Raw genomic sequence first — 19,953 nt, 5'->3', positions numbered from 1 at the left:
TGATGGTCTCGGCTTACGACGCTGAAGCCGGCCGCGGCTCCGGGCCGCGGCGGCGCAAGCTGCGCCACGCCCGCTCGGCTAGCGGCAGCAGACCGCGGGGCGTGACGAGGATCACCACGATCACGACGACGCCATAGATGAAATAGTGCAGCCCCGGCACCGCCCCGCCGAGCTGGCCGCGCAGCACCTCGCCGAGCGGCACCAGCAGCAGCGCACCCAGAGCCGGACCGAACGCGCGGCCGAGCCCGCCGACGGTGGCGAACAGCACGATCTCGATGGTGATCGTCGGAGTCGCCAGCAGATACGGATCGGCAAACGTCAGATAGCGCACATAGCAGGTGCCGACGATCGAGGTCAGCACCGCCGAGATCGTCATCGCGGTGATCTTGTGGCGCAGCACGTTGACGCCGATCGCCTGCGCGGCCTTCTCGTTGTCGCGGATGGTGCGCAGATAATAGCCGAGCGGCGCATTGAGGATCGCGACGTTGACCAGCACCACAGCGGCCGCCAGTCCCAGCATCACCCAGAACGCACCGCGTCCGCCACCAAACTGGAACGCCCAGAAATCACCGGTGTCACGCGGAAGCAGGAGACCGGACGCGCCGCCGAGGAATTCCCAGCCTTCGACGATGATCACGCCCATCTCGGCGAATGCCAGTGTGATCAGCACGAAGGAGAGATGGCCAAGCTGGAAGCGGAAGTCGATCCAGGCGATCATGGCGCCGAGCGCGCCGGCGATCGCCGCGGAGATCACCAGCCCGGCCCACATGTTGATGCCGAACTTGACCAACAGCGCGGTCGACAGCATCGCGCCGATGCCGATGAACAGGCTGTGCGCCAGCGACACCTGTCCGGCCATGCCGCCGACGATGTTCCAGGCCGACGCCAGCGCCACATAGACCAGCGCCAGGGTCAGAAGGTGGAGATGGTAGCTGTTCAGCGCCAGCGGCAGGCAGGCCGCAAGCACCAGAATGCCCCACAGCCACGGCGACGCCAGGGTCTGGTAGAAGCCCTTGCCGATCATGACGTCCTCCAGGTCAGGCCCTGCGGCCGGAACAGCATGATCAGCACGAAGATCGCGTAAGGCACCAGACGGCCGAGCGTATCCGACACGTAGATCTGGCCGAACGCCTCGGAGATGCCGATCACTAGGCCGCTGAGCATGATGCTGACGAAATTGGTCATGCCGCCGAGCACCACAACGAGCAGCGTGATCACGGTGTACTGCAGGCCCTGGGTCGGGGTGATCGGCGTGCCCGGCAGCAGCAGCGCCGCGGCGACGGCGAGGATGGCGACGCCGATCGCGAAGGTGACGACCTGAACCCGCCCGACATCGACCCCCATCAATGCCGCGGCACGCGCGTTCTGATGCACCGCACGGATCGAACGGCCGAAATCGGTCGAGCGCAGCATCACGTAAAGCCCGATCGCCATCGCGAATGCGACCGCGAACGCGATCAGATGCGGCAGCCGCAGCACGACGTCGCCGAGAATGATCAGCTTGGATTCAACGATCGACGGCGTGCGCGCCGGCTGGCCGCCGAACACCATCAGGATGCCGTTCTGCAGCACCAGGCTGAGACCCAGCGTGAGCTGCACGATCATCAGAAACTGGTGCCCGGCCATCGGCCGTAACAGATAGCGGTAGACCAGCCCACCGATCAGCGCCATCACCGGGATGGTGATCAGCGCCGAGACGTACGGATCGAGCGCGAATGCCGAGAACAGCGCCAGCGCCATGAACATCGCCAGCGAGATGAAATCGCCATGGGCGAAGTTGACGATGCCGGATACACCGTACACCAGGCCCATGCCCAGCGCGAGCAGCCCGTAGGTGCTTCCGATCAGGACGCCTTGCGCCAAGGCCTGCCAGAATTCGCTCACTTGCCGTCTCCGTTCACAGGCCCAGATAAGCCTGCCGCGTGCGCGGATCGTCCCTGACCAAATCGGCCGTGCCTTCGACCGCGACCTGGCCGCGTTCGAGCACGTAGCAGCGCTGCGCATGGCGCAGCGTCAGATTGAGGTTCTGCTCGACCAGCAGCATGGTGAGGCCGCTCTGGTGCAACTGGTCGATGATCTCGAAGATATATTGGACGAACAGCGGCGACAGGCCGAGCGAGGGCTCGTCGAGCATCAGAATGCGCGCTTCCGCCATCAACCCGCGGCCGATCGCCAGCATCTGCTGCTCACCGCCGGACAGCGTGCCGGCGGCCTGAGTCAGCCGTTCCTTCAGCCGCGGGAACAGATCCAGCACCTTTTCCATCTGCGCCGGGCGATGCGGCCGGGCGCGGTCGCAGAACCCGCCGAGCAGCAAGTTCTCGCGCACGCTCATCTCGGGGAACACAAGCCGCCCTTCGGGCACCTGGATGATGCCGAGTTCGACCCGTTCGCGCGCCGTGGTGCGGGTGACGTCCTGGCCGTCGAACACAATGCGGCCGGACATCGGCGTCACGATCCCCGACAGGCAGTTAATCAGCGTGGTCTTGCCGGCATTGTTGGCGCCGAGCAGGCCGACGATTTCGCCGGATGCGAGCCTGAGCGACACGTCGCGCAGGATCGGCGAGCCGCCATAGCCTGCGACCAGACCTTCGACCTCAAGCATCGAGATGCTCTCCGAAGTAAGCGTCGATTACCTTGCGGTCCTTGATGATCTCGTCGGGCGTGCCCTCGGCGATCTTCTCGCCGAAATTGATCACCACCATCCGGGTCGCCATCCGCATGATCACCGGCATGACATGCTCGACCATCACGATGGTGACGCCGGAGCGGTTCAGTTCGCGGATGATCGCCATCGGCGCTTCGGTCTCGGCCATGGTGAGGCCGGCCATCACCTCGTCGAGCAGGATGCACTGCGGATCGGTCGCGACGCATTTGGCGACCTCGAGCAGCTTCTTGTCCTGCAGCGACAGCGTCGCCGGCGTTTCATCGAGCTTGGCGCCGAGGCCGACGCGCGTGAGCACCTCGGCTGCATAATCGATCGCCTGCCGCAACGGCCGCCGGGTCAGCGCCGCCGTGGTGACGACCTCGAGCGTCGTCATGTCGGCGAAGGTCTGGACGATCTGGAAGCTGCGCACCAGGCCGCGGCGCGTCAGCCGGTCCGGCGAAATGCCGGTGATGCGCTGGCCGTCGAACCGGACGTCGCCGCTCGACGGCGCAATGAAGCCGGAGACGACGCCGAACAGCGTCGTCTTGCCGGCGCCGTTGGGGCCGATGATGCCGAGGATCTCGCCCTTCTCGACGCCGAACGAGACGTCGTTCAGCGCGAGCAGGCCGCCGAAGCGTTTGCTGATGTTGTCGACTTCGAGAAGGGCCACGACGAGATCAGCTCTTGGGACGCGGAGCTGCCTGTGCGAACTCCTTCGGGAACACGACCTCCTGGCTCTGATCCGGCATCCACTGGATCATCATCGCCGAGCCGTCGGTCAGCAGCCGGTCTTCGGCGAACTGCAGGCCCTTCGGCTTGGCGATGTAGAGATGCGGATCGCCGAACGGAATCTTAAAGCCCTTGAAAGCCGCGAGCAGCGCGTCCGGCTCCAGCGACTTGGCGTTCTCCAGCACCTGCTGCAGCACGCGGGCGCCCTGGGCGTATTGGACCGCGCCCTGGCCGATCCGATCGAGCTTGGCGACGTCGCGCAGCTCGGTGATGATCTTTTGCATCGAGTCCATCTTGGCGCCGGCGCTGAAGCCGGTCATGCCGAACAGGTTGCGCGTCAGTACCGCCTTGCCGATCTCCGGGCCGAGATCCTTCCACAGCGACAGGTCCGAGTAGCCGCCGGTGCCGCCGACGAACAGACTGCCCTGGTAGTTCAGGTTGTAGCGCGCCTGATGCATCAGAATGCCGTCACGTGGAGTCACCAGCCCGGTGACCACGTCCGGCTTGAGCGAGCGGATGCGGATCATCGCGGAGGTCTGGTCCTGCGCCTTGGTGTCGAGCGGCGCTTCGCCAATCACCTCGATGCCGCTGGCCTTCAGCTTCTCGACCAGGAATTTGTTGACCTGCTGGCCGGCCTCGTAGTTCGAGTAGCACATCACCGCGGTCTTGATCGGGAACTTGTCATTGTCGCGCAGCGACACGATGAAATCGTGCATCGACTGCGCGTAGCCGCGATCATACGGGTAGCCGAGCGAGAACATGTAGTTCGACTTTGCGCCGCCGGCCCAGATCGACAGCGTCGGCACCTTCAATTCGTCGAGCACCGGCGTCAGCGCCAGCATCTGGGCGCTGAGGATGGTGCCAGTGAGCAACGGCACCTTTTCTTCGGTGATCAGGCGGCGCGCTTCGGTCGCGGTCCGCGCCGGCTGGCTGGCGTCGTCCGCCTGCAGCAACTGAATCTTGGCGCCATCTTTGCTCTTGATGCCGCCGTTCTTGTTGATCTGGTCGATGATGTAGTCGAACGCCGGCTTGCCTTCCTGCGCGTAGGCCGACAGACCGCCGCTCATCGAATTGATCACGCCGATCTTGATCGGCGCCGGCTCGGCGCTGGCGTTGCGAACCCAAGGCGCTGCGACCGTTCCGAGCACCAGACCAGTCGCACCGATTCCGAATGAACGTCGGGAAATGGACACGGGCGTTCCTCTTTGTTGTTCGTTGTTGTTGCAGCGTCGGCGGACTTATACGTGATGCCCGCCGAAAGTCACTCTCCGCAGGCCGGTCGCTTCGTTTTCCTGCACGCGGAATAATCCACCAACGTCATGAAACCGCGGCGAGACCGTTGTTGATCACAACGACATCCCGTTCGGCCACTTTGGCGCGGAACGAGATTCGCCCAGCCGCTTCGTTCCAAACTTCGGTGACGATGGTTTCGCCGGGATACACCGGCGAGGAGAACCGCACCTGCATCTTGGTCAGCCGCGTCGGATCGCCATCGCAGCACAGCTCGACCAAGGCGCGGCACACCACGCCGAAGCTGCACAGCCCATGTAGAATCGGCTTGTCGAATCCGGCCTTGCGCGCGACTTCGGGATCGGCGTGCAGCGGATTGTAGTCGCCGGACAGCCGATACAGCAGCGCGGCGCGCGGCGAGGTTGCGATCCGCAGCGACAGATCAGGAGCACGCTCGGGCAGCGCGTGCGGCACCGGCAACGGTCCCGAAGGTCCTCCGAACCCGCCGTCGCCGCGCAGCATCGTGGTCGAGGTCAGGCGGCACAGCAACTCGCCGGTCGTTTTGTCGACGACATCGCGCTCCGACAGCAACACGGCGCCCTTGCCGGCGCCCTTGTCGAACAGACCGGTGACGCGCGAACGCCCGACCACCGTCGCCTTCGGCGGCAGCGTCTTGAAAATCTCGAACCCCTGCTCGCCATGCAGAACCCTGCGCCAGTCGACGCCGGTCTCCTCATTGCCGAGCCAGAATCCCGGATAGCCAAGCACCACCGACATCGACGGCAGCACTTGCAAATCCTGCTCGTAGACGTAACGCAGTTGCTTCGCGTCGAGCGGGGCGTCGCCATAGCCGACGCCGAGCGCGTACAGCATAGTGTCGCGTTCCGTATAGCTCTGCTCGATGTCGGGAATGGGCCAGTTGCGCAAGCGCGCGGGGTCGATCGGCATCCTTCCGCTTCCTCTTGTTTTTTGTGCAGCTTGCCACCGCGGTGGCTGTCGCACAATATGCGAAATCGATTTTCGCAAACATCTTTGACTCGCGGCCGCGCCGCACGGAAACCTCGATCATGGCGGCGAAGACAACCACGCGCGGGCCCGCAGCGGGCAAGCGACGCGGCGGAGCGACAACCGCGAAGCGGCCTCCTGCTGCGAGCTCGGAAGATCGTGCGCAACGCCGCGCCGAGCGGCAATCGTTGCAGCGCGCATCGCGCCGGCCCCGCGCCGACGCCGCCGAACGCGATGATGCCGGCGGCCGGCTGTTCGTCTCGGCGCTAGCGCGCGGCCTCGACGTGCTCGGGGCGTTTCGCGCCGGCGACCGCGCGCTCGGCAATCAGGAGCTCGCCGAGCGCACCGGCCTGCCGAAGCCGACGATCTCGCGGATGACACACACGCTGATCCAGCTCGGCTATCTCACCTACGAGCCGCGCTCGGCGACCTATCAGCTCGGCGCCCGCGCGCTGGCACTGAGCTACGCGGCGCTCGCCAACCTCGACGTCCGCAAAGCCGCGCTGCCGATCATGACCAGGCTCGCCGAAGACAGCCAGCTGCATGTCGGGCTCGGCACCCGCGAACGGTTGATGATGCTGAACATCGAAAGCTGCGAAAGCGACGCGCTGATCGGCCTGCGGCTGCCACCGGGCTCGCGCGTGCCGCTCGCCACCACGTCGCTCGGCAAAGCCTATCTGGCAACAATCGGCGACGACGAGCGCCGGGCGCTGCTGACGGAATTGCGCGAGCATCATGGCTCAGACTGGCCGAAGATCGAAAAATCGATCACCAAGTCGATGCGCGAGATGGCCCGACAGGGCTTCTGCATCTCGACCGGCGAGTGGCGCAAGGACATCAACGCAGTCGGCGCCGCAATCGTGCCGCCGAATGGCGGCCCGGTATATGCCTTGAGCTTCGGCGGCCCGGCCTATCTGGTGTCGCAGCAGCAGCTGATCGAACACCACGGCCCGGCGCTGGCCCACGCCGCGAGAGCAATCAGCGCCGCGCTGGGCGGGTAACGGCGCGCTCCGTCGTCCTTACGCACGGCAGAGGCACGGCCTCTCCCCGTCATTGCGAGCGAAGCGAAGCAATCCATCGTCCGGCGCACGAAGCTGAATTGCTTCGTCGCTGCGCTCCTCGCAATGACGACAGGGATGGCGCTATGCCCGAACAACCTCAATTCACACGCCGGTCCTTGTCGTTCCAATACGGCGCGCGAAGCGCCGCCTTGTTGATCTTGTTGACGCTGGACAGCGGCAGGGGGTCGTCGCGGAATTCGATGCTGCGCGGCGATTTGTAGTCGGCGATCACAGAGCGGCAGAACGTGATCAGCTCATCCGTCGTCAGCGAAGAGCCCGCGCGGCGCACCACCACCGCATGCACCGCCTCCCCCCATTTGGCATGTGGGATGCCGATCACCGCGCATTGCAGCACGTCGGGATGCGACGCGATCGCGTTCTCGACCTCGATCGAATACACGTTCTCGCCGCCGGTGATGATCATGTCCTTGATCCGGTCGGAGATGTAGAGATAGCCATCAGTGTCGAACCGACCGGAATCGCCGGTGTGCATCCAGCCGCCGCGCAGCGCCTGCGCGGTCAGTTTCGGCTGTTTCCAATAGCCCATCATCACCATGGGGCCACGGACCACCACCTCGCCGACCTCGCCAGGTTTCAGCTCGCGGTCCTCGGCATCGACGATCCTGACTTCCGCCGACACAATGGGCCGGCCGGCCGAGCGCAGCCGATGCCGCGGTGCGGACGGCAGATGATCGGCCGGCGACAAGATGGTCGCGACCGGCGACAGCTCGGTCATGCCGTAGGATTGGCCGAACCTGATCGACGGAAATCGCCGCAGGCACTCCTGCAACACCGCTTCCGGCATCGGCGAAGCACCATAGGTGATCAGCTTCAGGCTCGACAGATCGTAACTGTCGAGGTCCGGCAATTGCAGGATCATGCCGAGCATCGTCGGCACGAACGTCGCCACCGTCACCTTGTGCTGGCTGATCGCAGCCAGCACGTCGTTCGGCGAGAACTGCGGGATCACCACGTGTCGCCCGCCCATGATCGAGGTGGTGTAGACGCGAGCACCGGCGCCGAGATGGAACAGCGGCCCGGCGTGCAGCGCCACCGTGGTCTCATCGAAGCCGAAAGACAGCGACGTCACCACCGCGTTGACCCACAGATTGCGGTGGCTGAGCATCACGCCCTTGGCGCGGCCTGTCGTACCGCCAGTGTAGAACAGGCAAGCGAGATCGTCGTTGCCACGGCCGGCGTCGGCGCAAGGCTTCTCGTCCGCGAGCAGAGCCTCGTAATCGTAGAGCTTCGGCAGCCCTGCGGTGTTCGGCGCGGCAGCGATCACAGCGGCGATGCAGCGGCAGGCGTCGGCGAGTTGCAGCGCACTGTCGAGAAAGCTGCGATCGCTCACCAGCACCGTCGGCTCGGCATCAGTCACCTGCTCGATCATCTCGGCGAGCGAGAACCGGGAATTGATCGGCACCACGACGCCACCAGCCCACAGCACGGCGAAATAGCACTCAATGTACGCGTTGCCGTTGGCCGCCAGGATCGCAACCCGTTCGCCGGCTTCAATGCCGAAGCGGCGGAACACGCTTGCGAGCCGCGCCACGCGGTCCAGCACCTCGCCATGGCTGAAGCAGCGCTCGGGGGTCACGAGCGCGATGTCGTCGGCGCAGAACGAGGCCGCCTTGCGCAAGCCCGCCGTCAACTGCATGTCGCGCTCCCACCCTGTTCGTGTTGTTGCTTGAACGCGTTTTAGCATTGCGAAAATCGTTTTCGCAAATCGTCGCCGACTGCGTTATCGTCACCGGAAACAAAACAAGGGTGGAAACACATGCCTGCACACAGCGCCGCCGACGGCGATGCCGTCGTGTTCGAACGCCATGCCGACGTCATGGTGGTTCGCCTCAACAGCCCGTCGACGCGCAATGCACTGCAACCGGCGGTCAAGCAGCATCTCGAACTCCGCATCCCGGAATTGCTCTCCGATCCCACCGTGCGCTGTCTGGTGATCACCGGCAGCGAGGGCTCGTTCTGCGCCGGCGGTGATATCAACAATATGGGCGAGCGCGCCGCGCCGCAGGTGCGGCGGCGGATGCAGGTGACGCACGGCTGGGCCAAAATGTTGCTCACCGCCGAGAAGCCGGTGATCGCCGCAGTGAACGGATCGGCCGCCGGCGCCGGCTTCTCGCTGGCTCTGCTGTGCGACATCGTGCTGATTTCGGAGCAGGCTTACTTCCGCGCGGCGTTTCCCGGGCTCGGTGCCGCGCCGGATCTCGGCCTGGCGCTGACGCTGCCGCGCGCGGTCGGCGCGATGCGCGCAAAGGACATCCTGCTCACCAACCGCCGGGTCGAAGCGGATGAGGCGCTGGCGCTCGGCATCGCCAAGCGCGTCGTGCCGGCTGACGCGCTGATGGACGAGGCGCTGAAGCTCGCCGCTGATCTTGCCGCCGGCCCCGCCACTTCGTTCGGCCTCACCAAAATGCTGGTCAACGGCGCGTTCGAACCGATCGAACAGTTCTTCGCCCTCGAGGCCTTCGCCCAGGGCGTCGCCTTCGGCAGCACCGAATTCGCCGAAGGCGTCGCAGCCTTTCAGGAAAAGCGGAAGGCGGACTTCAGACGCTGAGAAAGCCTCGCAGAAGATACAGGCGAACTCGGTAGCAGATCTGTGCAGATCGGTAAGCTGGTCGTCGTGACCACACGATCATACCGATACCGCCGAACCGCTGGGCAGTTGACCGAACTACCGCCAGCGATTGCACATTGTTTGTGCCGTGCGGACCTTCAAAGATGCCGTCCGTTCGGGCAACAATTGGCGCAGAGTTGGTGGCTAGGGTTCCGGCCTGTTTCAGGCGCTGGTCCGAGAGCTGCCCCCCGAAGGGAGAAATCCTTCGGACGCACGGCGGGACAAAAGCCCGGGAGACCTCGTAAGCCGAGGAATTGGCAAACGATGGTCCACGTCAATTCCTCATCGCGACCAGATTCTGAGGAATGATCCGATGCGGAAGACTCGTTTCCTATCTTCTCTGATCCTTGCTGGCTCGATCGTCGCGCTGAGCGTCGCCGGAGCCTCCGCTGCCCCCAAGAAGGACTTCAAGGTCGCCTGGTCGATTTATGTCGGCTGGATGCCCTGGGGTTATGCCGCCGACACCGGCATCGTGAAGAAGTGGGCGGACAAATACGGCATCACCATCGAGGTGAAGCAATTCAACGACTACGTCGAGTCGATCAATCAATACACCGCGGGCTCCTATGACGCGGTGACCATCACCAACATGGATGCGCTGTCGATTCCCGCCGCCGGCGGCGTCGACACCACCGCGGTGATCGTCGGCGACTTCTCCAACGGCAACGACGCGGTGATCCTCAAGGATAAGAAGGATTTCGCCGCGATCAAGGGCCAGAAGGTCAATCTGGTCGAGTTCTCGGTGTCGCACTATCTGCTGGCGCGCGCGCTCGAATCCAACAAGCTGAGCGAAAAGGACGTCAAGGTGGTCAACACCTCCGACGCCGACCTCGCCGCCGCCTACAAGACGGCCGACGTCACCGCGGTGGTGACCTGGAATCCGATCGTCTCTGAAATCCTCGCCTCGCCCGACGCCCACAAGGTGTTCGACTCCTCGCAGATCCCCGGTGAAATCATGGATCTGATGGTCGCCAACACCGCGGTGGTGAAGGACAATCCGAACTTCGCCAAGGCGCTGGTCGGGATCTGGTACGAGACCATGGCGAAGATGACGGCGGAAGGCGCCGAGGCCAAGGCCGCCAAGGAAGCGATGGCGAAGGCGTCCGGCACCGATCTGGCCGGCTTCGAAAGCCAGCTCGCATCGACCAAGCTGTTCAGCAAGGCCGCCGACGCCGAAGCCTTCACCAAGAGCGCGGCGATCGGCAGCACCATGGACCGCGTCCGCAAGTTCCTGTTCGACAAGGACCTGCTCGGCAAGGGCGCGAAGTCGGCCGACGCCGTCGGCATCGAGCTCGCGGACAAGACCGTGCTCGGCGACAAGGCCAACGTGAAGCTGCGGTTCGACCCGAGCTTCATGAATGCCGCCGCGGCCGGCAAGCTGTAAGCGATCACGTCACAAGCCAAGCCGGAGCACGACGATGCGATGGGTGAACATCAGGCCTGGACGGCAACTCGCCATCTACATGGCGGCGCTGCCGTTCGTGCTGGTGATCATTGCGTATCTGCTGGGCTCCGGCGCGCGGCTGGCGGAGAATCCCAACGACAAGCTGCTGCCGGCGCTGTCCAGCATGGGCCAGGCGGTCAAGCAGATGGCCTTCCAGGTCGATGCCCGCACCGGCAGCTATCTGCTGTGGTCGGACACGCTGGCGAGTCTCGAACGGCTGGGCGCGGCGCTGGCGATCTCGACCTCGCTGGCGCTCGTGTTCGGCATCGTGATCGGCCTGCTGCCGGCCGCGAATGCCCTGCTCGGCTCGTTCGTGTCGGTCACCTCGATGGTGCCGCCGCTGCTGCTGCTGCCGATCCTGTTCATCGTGATGGGTCTCGGCGAGAACTCCAAGATCGCGCTGATCGTGATCGGCACGCTGCCCTGCATCATCCGCGACCTGTCGATGAAGGTGCTCGAACTGCCGCGCGAACAACTGATCAAGGCGCAGACGCTCGGCGCCTCGACTTGGCAGATCGCGCTCCGCGTGGTGCTGCCGCAGATCCTGCCGCGACTGATCGACTCGCTGCGCCTGCAACTCGGACCGGCCTGGCTGTTCCTGATCGCCGCCGAAGCGATCGCCTCGGACTCAGGGCTCGGCTATCGCATCTTCCTGGTGCGGCGCTATTTGGCGATGGACGTGATCATCCCCTACGTGGTGTGGATCACGCTGCTCGCCTTCGTGATGGACCTGGCGTTGCGACTGATCCAGCGCAAAGCCTTCCCCTGGTTCGCCGCGGTGAGGGCGGAATGAGCGCGATCCGTTTCGACAACGTCTGGAAAGAGTACGGTGACCACATCGTGCTGGAGCGGATCACGCTCGACGTCGCGCCGCGCGCCTTCGTCGCGCTGGTCGGGCCTTCCGGCTGCGGCAAGACCACCTTCCTGCGCATGCTGCTCGGCGAAGAGACGCCGACCCGCGGCCAGATCCTGATCGATGGCCAGCCGATGCCGAGCGAACCCGACGCCGATCGCGGTGTGGTGTTCCAGCGCTATTCGGTGTTTCCGCATCTCACCGTGCTCGACAACGTGCTGCTCGGCCGCGAGCTGCAGCAGTCGCGTCTGCTCGGCCGGCTGTTCGGCCGGGCGCGGCGCGAGGCGACCGAGCAGGCGATGGCGCTGCTCGACGAGGTCGGGCTGAAAGGCCACGAGATCAAATATCCGTCCGCACTGTCCGGCGGTATGCAGCAGCGACTGGCGCTGGCGCAGGCGATCATGCGCGGCCCAAAGATCCTGCTGCTCGACGAGCCGTTCGGCGCGCTTGATCCCGGCATCCGCGCCGACATCCACGTGCTGATGAAGCGGCTGTGGAACGAGACCGAGCTCACCGTGGTGATGGTCACGCACGATCTGTCCGAGGCCTTCAGCCTGGCGACGCGGGTGATCGCGTTCGAACGCAATCGCAACCGTCCCGAGGAACGCGAGCGCTACGGCGCCACGATTTCCCGCGATCTCGAAATCTTCCCGCGGCGCATCGCGCAGCCGCGCACCGACCATCCAATCCGCTCCGGCCGGGACGACCCGGCCGCACAGGGAGCATGAGCCGGGACGACCCGGCATTTGTTCACCGTGAGGACAGCATGATCCTGACCGAGCAAGAGAAGGCCGAAGTCGAGGCCAACCGCCGGCGCTACGAACAGCATAAGGCGCTGGGCCAGCAGCAGGCGCCGAAGGCCCTGCCGCCGCCGCTGCTGCGCGACGGCGCGCCGATCGCCGCCGACGCGATCATCCATCGCGAGACCGTGCCGGGCGGCTGGTACTACGTGACCAAGCTCGGCCGCGGCGAAGCGCTGCGACTCGTCAACACCAGCGGCACGTCCTGCGTTAGCATCCAGGCCTGGAATGCGCTCGACCCGAGCGAGCGGCTGAACCACGCCGACACCATTAAGGTGCAGTGGGCGGCGTCCTTGCGCAAAGGCCGTGTGATCCTCTCCGACATGGGCCGTGCGCTGCTGTCGATCATCGAGGACACCAGCGGCGCCCACGACACCATGGTGGGCGGCTCCAACGCCGCAACCAATGCAGCCCGCTATGGCACCGGCAATTTCCGCAACGCCCGCGACAACTTCGTGCTCGCCGCCGGCAAGCTCGGGCTTGATCGCCGCGACGCGCATCCATCGATCGGATTCTTCGCACCGGTCGCCGTCGACTCGCAGGGCCGGTTCGAATGGCACGGCGAGCGTCGCCACAAGGGCGACTTCGTCGATCTGCGTGCCGAGCTCGACCTGCTGATCGCGGTGTCGAACTGTCCGCACCCGCTCGATCCATCGCCAAGTTACGCACCGGGCGACATCGACCTCATTCGCTACCAGGCGCCTCAGCCCGCTTCCGACGATCTGTGCCGCACCGTGTCGCTCGAAGCCAAGCGTGCGTTCGAAAACAACGCCTTCTATCTCGCTGGCGCCGCAGGGAGGGCCTGAGCATGACCGCGATTCCCGCTTCCGCCCGCATCGTGCTCGACACCGAGATCCCGGCGCGCGTGCCGTGGTCGGCGATCATCCGTAAGGGCCAGACGCTGCGCATCGTCGACAGCCACGGCCAGCAGGCGGTCGACACTCTGTTCTACGCCGCCGACGATCATGGCGAGCGCTACAGCGGCCAGGACACACTACGCGCCCAGGGCTCGGCCTATGTCACCACCGGCACGCGGATCATGTCCACCGAGGGCCGCACCATGCTGCGCATGGTGGCCGACAGCTGCGGCCTGCACGACACTTCCGCCGGCGCCTGCTCCTGCGAGAGCAATACCGTGCGGTTCGGACATCAGACCAAGTATCTGCACGCCTGCCGCGAGAACTTCGTGCTGGAAGCTGCCAAGCACGGCCTGTCGAAGCGCGACATCGTGCCTAATCTGAACTTCTTCATGAACGTGCCGCTCGATCCCGACGGCAATTTCACCGTGGTCGACGGCGTCTCCAAGCCCGGCGACTACGTCGAGATGGTCGCCGAGATGGACGTGCTGTGCCTGATCTCGAACTGTCCGCAGGTCAACAATCCCTGCAACGGCTTCTTCCCGACGCCGATCCAGGTGGTGATCTACGAGGCAGGCGAGGACTGATCATGTTCAGCAAAGTTCTGATTGCCAACCGCGGCGAGATCGCCGGGCGGATCGGCCGCACCTTGCGTCGGATGGGGATCGCATCGGTCGCGATCTATTCGGACGCGGACCGTTTCACCCGTCCGGTGCGCGAGGCCGACGAAGCGGTGCGGGTCGGCGGCGACGCCGCCAGCGACAGCTATCTCAACGTCGACGCCGTGATCAACGCCTGCCTCGCCACCGGCGCGCAGGCGGTGCATCCCGGCTACGGCTTCCTGTCGGAGAACCGCGGCTTCGCCGAGCGGCTGAAGCAGCACGGCATCGCCTTCATCGGTCCGCGTCCAGAACATCTCGAGGCGTTCGGCCTGAAGCACCGTGCGCGCGAACTGGCGCAAGCCAGCAACGTTCCGCTGCTGCCCGGCACCGGGCTGATCGACAGCATCGAGGAAGCGCTCGAGGCCGCCGGTCGCATCGGCTTTCCGCTGATGCTGAAGAGCACCGCGGGCGGCGGCGGCATCGGCATGCAGCTGTGTCACGACGAGGCGACGCTGCGCGAGCGCTTCGCCACAGTGCAGCGCACCGCCCGCGCCAGCTTCGGCGACGCGCGGGTGTATCTCGAACGCTTCGTCGCCGACGCCCGCCATATCGAAGTGCAGATCTTCGGCGACGGCCAAGGCAACGTGATCGCGCTCGGCGAGCGCGACTGCTCGCTGCAACGGCGCAACCAGAAAGTGGTCGAGGAAACCCCGGCGCCCGGCATCTCGGACGAGATGCGTGCGCGGCTGCATCAGGCCGCGGTCGCGCTCGGCCAGAGTGTCGCCTACGAGTCCGCCGGCACCGTTGAGTTCATCTACGATGTCGCCCGCGACGAATTCTACTTCCTCGAAGTCAACACCCGTCTGCAGGTCGAGCATCCGATCACCGAAGCGGTGTTCGGGGTCGACCTGGTCGAATGGATGGTGCGCCAAGCTGCCGGCGACAGCCCGCTTGCGACCTACACGCCGCGTCCGCCGCAAGGCGCGGCGATCGAAGTGCGGCTGTATGCCGAAAATCCCGGTGCCGGCTTCCGGCCCTCGGCCGGCCGGCTGACCCAGGTGGCGTTTCCGGATGACGCGCGTATCGATGGCTGGATCGAAACCGGCGACGAGGTAACGCCGTTCTACGATCCGATGCTGGCCAAGCTGATCGTCCACGCGGCCGACCGCGACGCCGCGATCGACAAGATGATCGGCGCGCTCACCACGACCACCGTCGCCGGGATCGAGACCAATCTCGATTATCTGCGCGCGATCGCCGCGTCCGATCTGTTCCGCAGCGGCAAGGTCGCCACCAAGGTGTTGGCGGACTTCAGCTTCGCGGCGCCCACCATCGACGTGGTGGCGCCCGGCGCGCAGTCCGGCCTGCAGGAGCTGCCGGGCCGGCTGCATCTGTGGCACGTCGGCGTGCCGCCGAGCGGGCCGATGGACGAGCGCTCGTTCCGCCTCGCCAACCGGATCGTCGGCAATCCCGAAACCACCGCAGCATTCGAACTCACCGTCAGCGGCCCGACGCTGCGCTTCAACGCCGACGCCGTCGTGGCGCTGTGCGGCGCCGCCATGGCGGCCAAGCTCGACGGCACAGCGATTAGTAACGACACGCCGATCGCGGTGCGTGCTGGCCAAATGCTGGCGATCGGCAAGATCGAGGGCGCCGGTCAGCGTTGCTATCTCGCCATCCGCGGCGGCTTCGACGCGCCCGAGGTGTTCGGCTCCCGCGCGGTATTCACGCTCGGCGCGTTCGGCGGCCATGCCACCGGCGCGCTGAAGGCCGGCGACGTGCTGCATTTCGGCTCGGTCGCGCCGGTCGCGGAGCCGCGTGCGCTCACCGATGAGGAAAGGCCGGCGCTGACGCGAACCTGGCAGATCGGCGTGATCTACGGCCCGCACGGCGCTCCCGATTTCTTCCGGGACGACGACATCGCGACGCTGTTTTCCTCGGACTACGAAGTGCATTTCAACAGCGCCCGCACCGGCGTGCGGCTGATCGGACCGAAGCCGCAATGGGCGCGCACCGACGGCGGTGAAGCGGGCCTGCATCCCTCCAACATCCACGACAATGCTTACGCGGTCGGCGCGATCGACTTCACCGGCGACATGCCGATCATCCTCGGCCCCGACGGCCCGAGCCTCGGCGGCTTCGTCTGCCCGGCCGTGGTGGCGCGCGACGAATTGTGGAAGGTCGGTCAGCTCAAGCCCGGCGACAAACTTCGCTTCGTGCCGGTGACGCGCGCCGATGATCCGGTCGCGGGACCCACCGTGATCGCCGCACCTGCCGAGCTCGGCTCGGCGATCGTCGGCCGCCACGACGATGGCGAGATCCCGGTGGTGTATCGCCGCGCCGGCGACGACAATCTGCTGGTCGAATACGGCCCGATGGAGCTCGACATCGCGCTGCGGCTGCGAGTGCACGTGCTCGCCGAGGCGGTGGAGAAAGCGAAGCTGCCGGGTCTGATCGATCTCACGCCCGGAATCCGCTCGCTGCAGATCCACTACGACAGCGCGGTGATGTCGCGCCGCAAACTGCTCGACGCGCTGGCGAGAATCGAGCGCGAACTGCCGTCGGTCGAAGCGATGGCGGTGCCAAGCCGCATCATTCACCTGCCGCTGTCGTGGAACGATCCGCAGGCGGTGCTGGCGATGCGCAAGTATCAAGAGCTGGTGCGGCCGGATGCGCCGTGGTGCCCGTCCAACATCGAGTTCATCCGCCGCATCAACGGCCTTGCCAGCGAGGACGACGTCAAGCGCATCGTGTTCGACGCCAACTACCTCGTGCTCGGCCTCGGTGACGTCTATCTCGGCGCGCCAGTCGCCACCCCGGTCGATCCGCGGCATCGCCTGGTCACCACCAAGTACAACCCGGCCCGGACCTGGACGCCAGAGAACGCCGTCGGCATCGGCGGTGCCTATATGTGTATCTACGGCATGGAAGGCCCCGGCGGTTATCAGCTGTTCGGCCGCACCATCCAGGTCTGGAACACTTGGCGCAGCACCGAAGTATTCAAACCCGGTCATCCCTGGCTGCTGCGGTTCTTCGACCAGATCCGGTTCTTCCCGGTGACGCCGGAACAACTGCTCGACGCCCGCGCCGCGTTTCCGCACGGCGGCTATCCGCTCAAGATCGAAGAGACGACGTTCTCCTACGCCGACTACAAGGCGTTTCTGACGCGCGAAGCCGAAGGCATCACGGCGTTCAAGACCCGCCAGCAGTCCGCGTTCGAGGCCGAACGCCAGCGCTGGCGAGACGCCAAGCTCGACGAGGTGGTGGAGGACGACACTGCAGCCGCGCTCGGCTCCGGCGGCGACGTGCCGGACGGCTGTGTCGGCCAGTTTACCGAGGCACCCGGCAACGTCTGGAAGCTCACCGTCGAACCGGGCGAGCATGTCGAGATCGGCCAGACGCTGGCAGTGATCGAGTCGATGAAGATGGAGATCGCTATTCCGGCGACCGCGCGCGGCATCGTCAGGGCGCTCAACGCCAAGCCGGGTCAGACGCTGCGCGCCGGCGACCTGATCTGCGCGCTGGAGGAAGTGTGATGTCGGCTGCACCCGCCTCCTTCCCGACGATCGCGACGCTGCACGCCGCTTATGCGGCCGGCGCCTCTCCAGCAGAAATCATTGCGGCGACGTATCGCCGGATCGAAGCCGTGGCCGATCCCGGCATCTTCATCACGCTGCGGCCGGAGCATGATGTTGTTGCCGACGCCGCCGCGCTCGGATCGTTCGATCCCGATACCAAGCCGCTGTGGGGCGTGCCGTTCGCCGTCAAGGACAACATCGACGTCGCGTGCCTTCCGACCACGGCCGCCTGCCCCGACTTCGGCTACGCGCCGAACGAAACCGCGTTTGCGGTTCAGTGTCTGCTCGATGCCGGCGCGATCCTGATCGGCAAGACCAACCTCGATCAGTTCGCGACCGGACTGGTCGGCGTCCGCACGCCCTATCCGGTGCCGCGCAACGCGATCGATCCGCGCTACGTCCCGGGCGGATCAAGTAGCGGCTCGGCGGTCGCGGTGGCGTATGGGCTGGTGACATTCGCGCTCGGCACCGACACCGCAGGCTCCGGCCGCGTGCCGGCTGCGCTCAACAACATCGTCGGGCTCAAGCCATCGCTCGGCAGCGTGTCGTCGCGCGGCATGGTGCCCGCGTGCCGAACGCTGGATACGATCTCGGTGTTCGCCGGCACGGTCGACGACGCCCACGCGATCTATCGCGTCATGGCGACGTTCGACCGCGCCGATCCCTGGTCGCGGCCGCAACCTAGCGCAGCTGCTAAGCCTGCGGCTTTGCCGCCCGGTCTGCGCGTCGGTGTGCCGGACACGGCCAGTCGCAAATTCGCCGGCGACCTGCAGTCCGAACGCGCGTTCGATCTTGCGGTGACGGACCTTGCGACGGTGGTGTCTGCACCTGCTCGCGCGGTGGACCTATCACCGTTGTTCGAGGTCGCCAACCTGCTCTACAGCGGCCCGTGGGTCGCAGAGCGCTATCAGGCGATCCGTCAGGTGATCGAGACCACCCCGGACCTGCTGCATCCGGTGACGCGGAAGATCATCGGGTCTGCGACGGCGTTCAGTGCCGCCGATGCGTTCGCCGGGCTGTATCAGCTGGCAGAGCTGCGCCGCGCCGCGGATGCGATCTGGAGCAGCATCGACGTGCTGATGGTGCCGACCTATCCGCGTCCGCGCACGGTCGCAGATTTGGAGGCCGATCCGATCGGCCCCAACAGCGAGCTCGGCACCTACACCAATTTCGTCAATCTGCTCGACCTCTGCGCGCTGGCCGTGCCGAGCCGCTTCCGCGCCGATGGTTTTCCGTCCGGCGTCACGCTGATCGCACCTTCCGGCCGCGACGATATGCTCGCCGCGCTCGGCCAACGCCTTCACGCCGCGAGCGGCGTCCCGCTCGGCGCCAGCAGCACCAAGGTGCCGCCTCCCACTGAGGCTTCGACATCTGTGGCTGCGAACGAGATCGAGCTGGTCGTGGTCGGCGCGCATCTCTCCGGCATGCCGCTCAATCACGAGCTCACCAGCCGCGGCGCGCGTTTCCTGCGCGCGGTGCCGACCGCGCCCGACTACAAGCTGTTCGCACTGCAAGGCGGTCCGCCGTTCCGGCCCGGCCTGCTGCGCGTCGCGGCCGGCGAAGGCGTCCCGATCGCCACAGAGGTCTGGGCGATCTCCGCCGAAGGCTTCGGCAGCTTCGTCGCCGGCATCCCCGCCCCGCTCGGCATCGGCACCACGCGCCTGTCTGATGGCACCACGCCGAAGGGCTTCATCGTCGAGGCCGAGGGCCTGAAGGGCGCGACCGACATCTCGGCATTCGGCGGATGGAGGGCCTATATCAAAAGCCTTGCCGGGTAAGGCGAGAGGCGAAACGACACTGATCTGGAGAGCGCTGATCTGGATTCCGAAGTCGCGGACCACGGTCGAGAGGGCGTCTGCGCGACGAGCTCATCGTCCGCGATCAGCATGCCAAATCCTCGACGACGGTTTTGTCCGTCTCGAAGCGAGCGTTCCAGCGATGTCAGGAGAATGTGGTAGCGGGAGAGGGACTTGAACCCCCGACCCCAGGATTATGATTCCCGTGCTCTAACCAGCTGAGCTACCCCGCCACGGTGGTTCGCCGTCGGCCTTGCGAGTGAAGGCGATGCGAACGCGCGGCATATAAGGAGGCGCGGGTTGCCCTGTCAAGCAATGCCGGACCGGGCGGGAAAACTTGCCGATACGGCTATTTTGGACGGACCGTCGGATCGCCGCCCGGGCTGCCCGGCGGCGGAATCACCGGGGTTCTGCCGACGTCCGGGGTCGGCGCCCGGATTTCCGGGTCGACGCCGGTTGGCGGGCAAAGCACGCCATCCGTCTTGGCCAGCTTGTCGCCGAGCGGCTGCTGGGTCTGGCCGGTGGTGGCACCTGGAGCGTTCGTGCCGGGCGGATTGACGGTCGCATGCGGCGAGCATTCGGTCGCCGACGGTGCCGTAGTGGTGGGCGGCTTGGGCGGCGCCTGCGCCGCTGCGGGCGCGGCCGCCAGAGCCAAGCATCCGAGCGCGATGGTCAGTTTCGACATCATGCCCGGACAACGTGGCGAAGCTCGCCACGTTCCGGCG

Annotated in this window: 17 protein-coding genes, 1 tRNA gene and 1 riboswitch; of the genes, 9 read left to right on the top strand and 9 right to left on the bottom strand. The window is 65.8% G+C overall.

Features of this window, described 5'->3' with window-relative positions:
- Nucleotides 1–13 precede the first annotated feature (13 nt).
- From RPPS3_RS07090 to RPPS3_RS07065, 6 genes are all read right to left on the bottom strand, one after another.
- Complete coding sequence (locus RPPS3_RS07090; RefSeq protein ID WP_107343458.1) at nt 14–1,024, bottom strand: branched-chain amino acid ABC transporter permease; 1,011 nt, start codon at nt 1,022–1,024, stop codon at nt 14–16.
- Nucleotides 1,021–1,884, bottom strand: coding sequence for a branched-chain amino acid ABC transporter permease (locus RPPS3_RS07085; protein ID WP_011156981.1), 864 nt, complete (start codon nt 1,882–1,884; stop codon nt 1,021–1,023). The genes RPPS3_RS07090 and RPPS3_RS07085 overlap by 4 nt, the downstream gene beginning before the upstream one ends.
- Nucleotides 1,885–1,897: 13 nt before the next feature.
- The gene (locus RPPS3_RS07080; protein WP_107343457.1) at nt 1,898–2,602 is read right to left on the bottom strand and encodes an ABC transporter ATP-binding protein; all 705 of its coding nucleotides are present in this window, start codon (nt 2,600–2,602) and stop codon (nt 1,898–1,900) included.
- Nucleotides 2,595–3,314 carry an ABC transporter ATP-binding protein gene (locus RPPS3_RS07075; RefSeq protein ID WP_107343456.1) on the bottom strand — a complete coding sequence of 240 codons (720 nt, stop codon included), beginning with the start codon at nt 3,312–3,314 and terminating at the stop codon, nt 2,595–2,597. Before RPPS3_RS07075 ends, RPPS3_RS07080 begins: the two co-directional genes overlap by 8 nt.
- Nucleotides 3,315–3,321: 7 nt before the next feature.
- Complete coding sequence (locus RPPS3_RS07070) at nt 3,322–4,566, bottom strand: ABC transporter substrate-binding protein (RefSeq protein ID WP_107343455.1); 1,245 nt, start codon at nt 4,564–4,566, stop codon at nt 3,322–3,324.
- 124 nt (nt 4,567–4,690) lie between these two features.
- Nucleotides 4,691–5,551 (bottom strand): MaoC/PaaZ C-terminal domain-containing protein, encoded by an 861-nt coding sequence (locus tag RPPS3_RS07065; RefSeq protein ID WP_107343454.1) that lies wholly within the window; start codon nt 5,549–5,551, stop codon nt 4,691–4,693.
- Between the two features lie 245 nt (nt 5,552–5,796).
- Here RPPS3_RS07065 and RPPS3_RS07060 point away from each other — a divergent pair, with 245 nt between their 5' ends.
- Nucleotides 5,797–6,609 (top strand): IclR family transcriptional regulator, encoded by an 813-nt coding sequence (locus RPPS3_RS07060; protein WP_234820127.1) that lies wholly within the window; start codon nt 5,797–5,799, stop codon nt 6,607–6,609.
- Between the two features lie 157 nt (nt 6,610–6,766).
- Here RPPS3_RS07060 and RPPS3_RS07055 read toward each other — a convergent pair whose 3' ends face one another.
- Nucleotides 6,767–8,326: a class I adenylate-forming enzyme family protein gene (locus tag RPPS3_RS07055; RefSeq protein ID WP_107343453.1), complete on the bottom strand. Its 1,560-nt coding sequence runs from the start codon at nt 8,324–8,326 to the stop codon at nt 6,767–6,769.
- A gap of 120 nt (nt 8,327–8,446) precedes the next feature.
- On the opposite strand from RPPS3_RS07055, the gene RPPS3_RS07050 reads away from it, so the two are divergent.
- The 8 genes from RPPS3_RS07050 to atzF all read left to right on the top strand — a co-directional run bounded on the left by RPPS3_RS07050 (nt 8,447) and on the right by atzF (nt 19,210).
- Nucleotides 8,447–9,238 carry an enoyl-CoA hydratase/isomerase family protein gene (locus RPPS3_RS07050; protein ID WP_107343452.1) on the top strand — a complete coding sequence of 264 codons (792 nt, stop codon included), beginning with the start codon at nt 8,447–8,449 and terminating at the stop codon, nt 9,236–9,238.
- A 193-nt stretch (nt 9,239–9,431) separates the two neighbouring features.
- A riboswitch (guanidine-I (ykkC/yxkD leader) is annotated at nt 9,432–9,536 on the top strand.
- 75 nt (nt 9,537–9,611) lie between these two features.
- On the top strand, nt 9,612–10,682 hold the full coding sequence (locus RPPS3_RS07045) for a putative urea ABC transporter substrate-binding protein (RefSeq protein WP_107343451.1): 1,071 nt from the start codon (nt 9,612–9,614) through the stop codon (nt 10,680–10,682).
- A gap of 34 nt (nt 10,683–10,716) precedes the next feature.
- Nucleotides 10,717–11,535, top strand: coding sequence for an ABC transporter permease (locus RPPS3_RS07040; protein WP_107343450.1), 819 nt, complete (start codon nt 10,717–10,719; stop codon nt 11,533–11,535).
- Nucleotides 11,532–12,323 (top strand): ABC transporter ATP-binding protein, encoded by a 792-nt coding sequence (locus tag RPPS3_RS07035; RefSeq protein WP_107343449.1) that lies wholly within the window; start codon nt 11,532–11,534, stop codon nt 12,321–12,323. The genes RPPS3_RS07040 and RPPS3_RS07035 overlap by 4 nt, the downstream gene beginning before the upstream one ends.
- A gap of 38 nt (nt 12,324–12,361) precedes the next feature.
- Nucleotides 12,362–13,201: an urea amidolyase associated protein UAAP1 gene (locus RPPS3_RS07030; RefSeq protein ID WP_107343448.1), complete on the top strand. Its 840-nt coding sequence runs from the start codon at nt 12,362–12,364 to the stop codon at nt 13,199–13,201.
- Nucleotides 13,202–13,203: 2 nt separating this feature from the next.
- Nucleotides 13,204–13,839: an urea amidolyase associated protein UAAP2 gene (locus tag RPPS3_RS07025; protein WP_011156969.1), complete on the top strand. Its 636-nt coding sequence runs from the start codon at nt 13,204–13,206 to the stop codon at nt 13,837–13,839.
- Between the two features lie 2 nt (nt 13,840–13,841).
- A complete protein-coding gene (uca, locus tag RPPS3_RS07020) occupies nt 13,842–17,390 on the top strand; it encodes an urea carboxylase (RefSeq protein WP_107343447.1) in 3,549 nt (1,182 codons plus the stop codon).
- A complete protein-coding gene (gene atzF / locus RPPS3_RS07015; RefSeq protein WP_107343446.1) occupies nt 17,390–19,210 on the top strand; it encodes an allophanate hydrolase in 1,821 nt (606 codons plus the stop codon). Before uca ends, atzF begins: the two co-directional genes overlap by 1 nt.
- A 174-nt stretch (nt 19,211–19,384) precedes the next feature.
- On the opposite strand, the gene RPPS3_RS07010 is transcribed toward atzF, so the two are convergent.
- A tRNA-Met gene (locus tag RPPS3_RS07010) sits at nt 19,385–19,461 on the bottom strand.
- A gap of 116 nt (nt 19,462–19,577) precedes the next feature.
- Entirely contained in the window at nt 19,578–19,916 is a 339-nt protein-coding gene (locus RPPS3_RS07005; RefSeq protein WP_107343445.1) for a hypothetical protein, read from the bottom strand.
- Nucleotides 19,917–19,953 lie beyond the last annotated feature (37 nt).

Origin of the sequence: Rhodopseudomonas palustris (assembly GCF_003031265.1) — a bacterium.
Taxonomy (GTDB): Bacteria; Pseudomonadota; Alphaproteobacteria; order Rhizobiales; family Xanthobacteraceae; genus Rhodopseudomonas; species Rhodopseudomonas palustris_H.
The sequence above is the reverse complement of the archived record's forward strand: the minus strand, read 5'-3'. Positions and strand labels throughout refer to the sequence as shown.

Excerpts from the sequence above, each read along its gene's own strand:
- uca (WP_107343447.1), top strand. The coding sequence starts at position 13,842 with ATGTTCAGCAAAGTTCTGATTGCCAACCGCGGCGAGATCGCCGGGCGG.
- RPPS3_RS07080 (WP_107343457.1), bottom strand. The coding sequence starts at position 2,602 with ATGCTTGAGGTCGAAGGTCTGGTCGCAGGCTATGGCGGCTCGCCGATC.
- RPPS3_RS07065 (WP_107343454.1), bottom strand. The coding sequence starts at position 5,551 with ATGCCGATCGACCCCGCGCGCTTGCGCAACTGGCCCATTCCCGACATC.
- RPPS3_RS07005 (WP_107343445.1), bottom strand. The coding sequence starts at position 19,916 with ATGATGTCGAAACTGACCATCGCGCTCGGATGCTTGGCTCTGGCGGCC.
- RPPS3_RS07050 (WP_107343452.1), top strand. The coding sequence starts at position 8,447 with ATGCCTGCACACAGCGCCGCCGACGGCGATGCCGTCGTGTTCGAACGC.
- RPPS3_RS07025 (WP_011156969.1), top strand. The coding sequence starts at position 13,204 with ATGACCGCGATTCCCGCTTCCGCCCGCATCGTGCTCGACACCGAGATC.
- atzF (WP_107343446.1), top strand. The coding sequence starts at position 17,390 with ATGTCGGCTGCACCCGCCTCCTTCCCGACGATCGCGACGCTGCACGCC.
- RPPS3_RS07055 (WP_107343453.1), bottom strand. The coding sequence starts at position 8,326 with ATGCAGTTGACGGCGGGCTTGCGCAAGGCGGCCTCGTTCTGCGCCGAC.
- RPPS3_RS07090 (WP_107343458.1), bottom strand. The coding sequence starts at position 1,024 with ATGATCGGCAAGGGCTTCTACCAGACCCTGGCGTCGCCGTGGCTGTGG.
- RPPS3_RS07045 (WP_107343451.1), top strand. The coding sequence starts at position 9,612 with ATGCGGAAGACTCGTTTCCTATCTTCTCTGATCCTTGCTGGCTCGATC.
- RPPS3_RS07030 (WP_107343448.1), top strand. The coding sequence starts at position 12,362 with ATGATCCTGACCGAGCAAGAGAAGGCCGAAGTCGAGGCCAACCGCCGG.
- RPPS3_RS07040 (WP_107343450.1), top strand. The coding sequence starts at position 10,717 with ATGCGATGGGTGAACATCAGGCCTGGACGGCAACTCGCCATCTACATG.
- RPPS3_RS07035 (WP_107343449.1), top strand. The coding sequence starts at position 11,532 with ATGAGCGCGATCCGTTTCGACAACGTCTGGAAAGAGTACGGTGACCAC.